Genomic DNA, 3,945 nt, shown 5'->3' with positions numbered 1-3,945 from the left:
GTGCAGCACCGTGGCACCGGCGTTGTAGCAGTCAACGGCCTTTTGCACCTGTTCCTCCATCGTCACCGGAATGTCTTCGGGGAAATCCGCCGGCATCCACTCGGGGCCGTAAGGCGCCACGGTGATGACCACTTTGTCCTGGTTTTCGGGGTGCAGGGAATCGTCGAGGAATTGCATGTTTAGTCCTTGTCGGGTTGGGGCAGAGTCAATTGCGCCAGGTCTGTCTGTTCTAGCCGCTTAAAACGGTATGTCGCCAATGATCCCGGCGCGCTCCATCTTGCGATAGCAGGGGGGGTAGTCCATGACGGCGTAGTGCTGGGTCGAGCGGTTGTCCCAGATCGCCACGCTGTTTGGCTGCCAGCGCCAGCGCACCTGRWACTCGGGGATATTGGCCTGGCTGACCAGGTAGTTGAGCAGCAGGCCGGCGCCCGGATTGGCGTCCTGGCCGAAGCGCACGCGCTGCGGCGTGTGGTAGTTGGTGAAGTGCGTCGTGAAGGCGTTGACAAACAGCACCTTCTCGCCGGTCTCGGGATGCGTGCGCACCACCGGATGCTCGGCATCGGGATACTGTGCCTTCAATGCCAGGCGTTTCTCGAGGGGCATGGCAGCGCCGAAGCTGGCCTCGATGCTGTGGCGGGCACGCAGGTCCGCGATCTGGCTCTTGATGTGTTCGGGGAGGTTCTCATAGGCCAGGACCATGTTTGCCCACATGGTATCGCCGCCTACCGGCGGGCCCTCCACGCAGCGCAGCACGCAGCCGAAGGGCGGCGCCACGCGCCAGGTGGCGTCGGTGTGCCAGGCGTTTTCGTAGCGGTCGTTCGGCTGGTCCGGGTTTTTGTAGATCCGCACCAGGCCCGGATGTTCGGGGTCGCTGCCGGCTACCGGGTGGTCTTCCAGCTCGCCGAAAAGGCGGGCAAAGGTAACGTGTTCGGCGCGCGTCATGTCCTGGCCGCGCAGGAACAGCACGCGATGCCGGAGCAGCGCGGCACGGATTTCCGCAAACAGGCCGGCATCGTGAATGGCGTCGGCCAGCTTGATGCCAACCAGTTCGGCGCCGATGGCACAGGTGAGTGGTTCGATACGCATGGTGATCTCTTAGATCGTGAAAACCGAGGAGCCGGTGGTCTTGCGCGATTCCAGGTCCCGGTGGGCTTGCGCCGCGTCCTGCAGGGCGTAGCGCTGGTTGATTTCGATCCGGATGCGCCCGGCCGCGACATGGCCGAACAGTTCGCCGGCCAGTTCGTTCTTTTCGGCGGGGTCGGCGATGTAGTCGGCCAGGGCGGGGCGGGTCAGGTAAAGCGAGCCCTTCATCGCCAGCAGTTGCGGGTTGAAGGGCGGGATCGGGCCGGAAGCCGTGCCCACGCAGACCATCAGGCCGCGGCGCTTGAGCGAATCCAGCGAAGCGTCGAAGGTGTCCTTGCCGACGCTGTCGAACACCACATTCACGCCGACGCCGTCGGTCAGTTCACGCACGCGCCCGGCCACGTCCTCGCGGCTGTAGTCAATGATGTGGTCACAGCCGTGGGCGCGGGCAACGGCCGCCTTGGCCTCGTTCGACACGGTGCCGATCACGGTGAGACCGAGCAGCTTTGCCCACTGGGAGACGATCAGTCCGACCCCACCGGCGGCAGCGTGCAGCAGGATGGTGTCGGTGGGCTTGAAGGCGTAGATGCGGCGCATCAGGTACGCGGAGGTCAGGCCGCGCATGGTCATGGCGGCGGCGGTCGCGCAATCGATGCCGGCGGGCAGCTTGATCAGTGCTGCGGCCGCGATCAGGCGCTCGGTGCTGTACGCGCCCAGCGTATTGAGAAAGCCGGTATAGGTGACGCGATCGCCGACCGCGACCTGGGTCACGCCGGCGCCGACGGCCTCGACCACGCCGGCGGCCTCGACGCCCATGCCGGCCGGCAGGGGCATCGGGTACAGGCCCGAGCGAAAGTACGTGTCGGCGAAATTCAGGCCCACCGCTTCATGGCGCAAGCGGACCTGCCCGGGACCGGGTTCGCCCACGGCGACCTCTTCCCAGCGCAGCACTTCGGGGCCGCCGGTTTCATGGATTCGAATGGCATGTGGCATGTTGATTCCTGTCTCTGATCGTTTTGGCGTTGATTCGGTTTACTTCGCTTCGCTGGTCCATGCCAGCCCGGCCGGGAGCCGTGCGAGACTTGCGTCCGGGCGCGTCCGCGCCATCGCGGCTTCACGCTTGATTGCCGGCATTGCATTCCCCGCTTGCGCGTCCTTGTGTTGATGGAATAGTAGGCGCGCGGCCTGGGGGTGCTCCCCCCAGTGGCGGGGGGGTGGGATACAGGGAAATCCCTGATGCGGGCTGGCAATGCGCCGGGCATGTCTATAATCGGCGACATTAGGTTGCCGATCCCCTCAATCCATCCGGCCAGCCTGGAAACATGCGGTTCTGCCGCAGGCACGCAGTGCGTCGGGATGTACATGCAACGGCACGCGCGGCCGCGCAGCATGCAAACATGGGAAGACTGCCGCGTCTACTTTCATTCGATGACAAATCCAACCAGCGGCGCTGGCGCGACCGCATCGGAATTGCTGCTCAAGACGAGTCCACCGCGCGCACCGCGCCATCTTCTTGCGCGCTCCCGGCTGGGCTCGGACGGCGAGCGCTTTCGCGACCGGCCTGTGACCATCGTGCAAGCGCCTGCCGGCTTCGGCAAGACGTCCCTGCTGATCCAGTGGCACCGCGAGTACATCATGCGCGGCAGCGCGGTTGCCTGGGTGTCGCTGGATGAGCACGACGATCCCGGGCGCCTGTTGCTGGGGCTGACGAGCGCGATTCGCTCAGGCTGCGGGCGGCCGGCGTTCGGCAAGAGCCTGCCGGAAGGGGAAGGATCGTCCCGCGGGTCGCTGGAAGGCTTCACCGCGTGGCTGGCGGAGATTGCGCACGTTGCGCTCGATATCGTTCTGATACTCGATGAAGCCGAGCGATTGCCGGATTCCAGCCGCGATGCGTTGATCTATGTGCTCAACAACCTGCCGCCCAACCTGCGCATCGTGGTGGCGGCGCGCAGCGGGTTCGACACGGTCGTCGACCGCCTTGGCCCTTATGGCCAGTGCGTGAAGGTCGATGCCGGGATGCTGCGTTTCCGCCTGGAAGAGACGATCGCACTGATCGGCAGCCACTTCGACGCCAGTGTCGAAGCCGACGCGTGCGCGAGGCTGCATGACGTGACCGAGGGCTGGCCGCTCGGCTTGCAGCTCGCGCTTTCGGCAATGTCCCTCGCCCCCGATCCCGTTGCCGCCATCGATGCCCTGGCAAACAGCACCGGCGGCATGCGCGAGCACTTCGTGACCGAGTTGCTCGCCCGGCTTACCGACGCGGATACCGGCTTTCTCATGCGCATCTCGATCGCGGATCTGCTGCATGCCGACCTTTGCCGCGCCGTGACGGCGATGGAGGATGCACCGGATCGCCTGGAGCGCCTCATGCGGGAAACGCCCCTGTTCGTCGTCGCCGACCAGAAGGGCGAGTGGTTCCGCATGCACGCCATGGCACGCGATGCGCTGCGCGCGCGGCTGACGGAACTGCCTGCGCAGGAGCTCGCCGGATTGCACGATCGCGCCATGCACTGGCTTGCCGATCATGGCATGACCGAAGCTGCCGCGCGCCACGCCTTTGCCAGCGGCCAGCGCGAGACTGCCTATGGCCTGGCGCAACGCTGCCTGCACGAGGCGGCGACCCGCGGCCACTTGTCAGCCGTGCTCGAATGGCTCGAGTGGCTGCCCGAGTCCGAGCTGGACAAGCATCCACGCCTGCGTCTTGCCGCGGCATGGGCGCTGGCGCTGAGCGAGCGTCATCAGCAGGCCGAGGCGCAAGTGCGCAAAATCCTCCACCACGCGACACCGGACGACGCCATGCGCTACGAGATCGATCTGATCCTGAGCGCCGCCGCCTATTACGCGGACGAGCCGGATTGGATT

Annotated in this window: 4 protein-coding genes; 1 reads left to right on the top strand and 3 read right to left on the bottom strand. The window is 65.7% G+C overall.

The window, feature by feature from the left end:
- The 3 genes from AC1DT6_RS40175 to AC1DT6_RS40165 all read right to left on the bottom strand — a co-directional run.
- The coding region (locus tag AC1DT6_RS40175) for a 3-keto-5-aminohexanoate cleavage protein (protein WP_477115599.1) at positions 1–177 on the bottom strand (177 nt) is incomplete at its 3' end.
- Between the two features lie 60 nt (positions 178–237).
- Positions 238–1,086, bottom strand: coding sequence for a TauD/TfdA dioxygenase family protein (locus tag AC1DT6_RS40170; protein ID WP_477115598.1), 849 nt, complete (start codon positions 1,084–1,086; stop codon positions 238–240).
- A 9-nt stretch (positions 1,087–1,095) separates the two neighbouring features.
- Positions 1,096–2,076, bottom strand: coding sequence for a quinone oxidoreductase family protein (locus tag AC1DT6_RS40165; protein ID WP_441637598.1), 981 nt, complete (start codon positions 2,074–2,076; stop codon positions 1,096–1,098).
- Positions 2,077–2,319: 243 nt separating this feature from the next.
- On the opposite strand from AC1DT6_RS40165, the gene AC1DT6_RS40160 reads away from it, so the two are divergent.
- On the top strand, positions 2,320–3,945 hold a 1,626-nt coding region (locus tag AC1DT6_RS40160), incomplete at its 3' end, for a winged helix-turn-helix domain-containing protein (RefSeq protein WP_477115597.1).

Source organism: Cupriavidus sp. 01L45, from assembly GCF_056399885.1.
The sequence above is the reverse complement of the archived record's forward strand: the minus strand, read 5'-3'. Positions and strand labels throughout refer to the sequence as shown.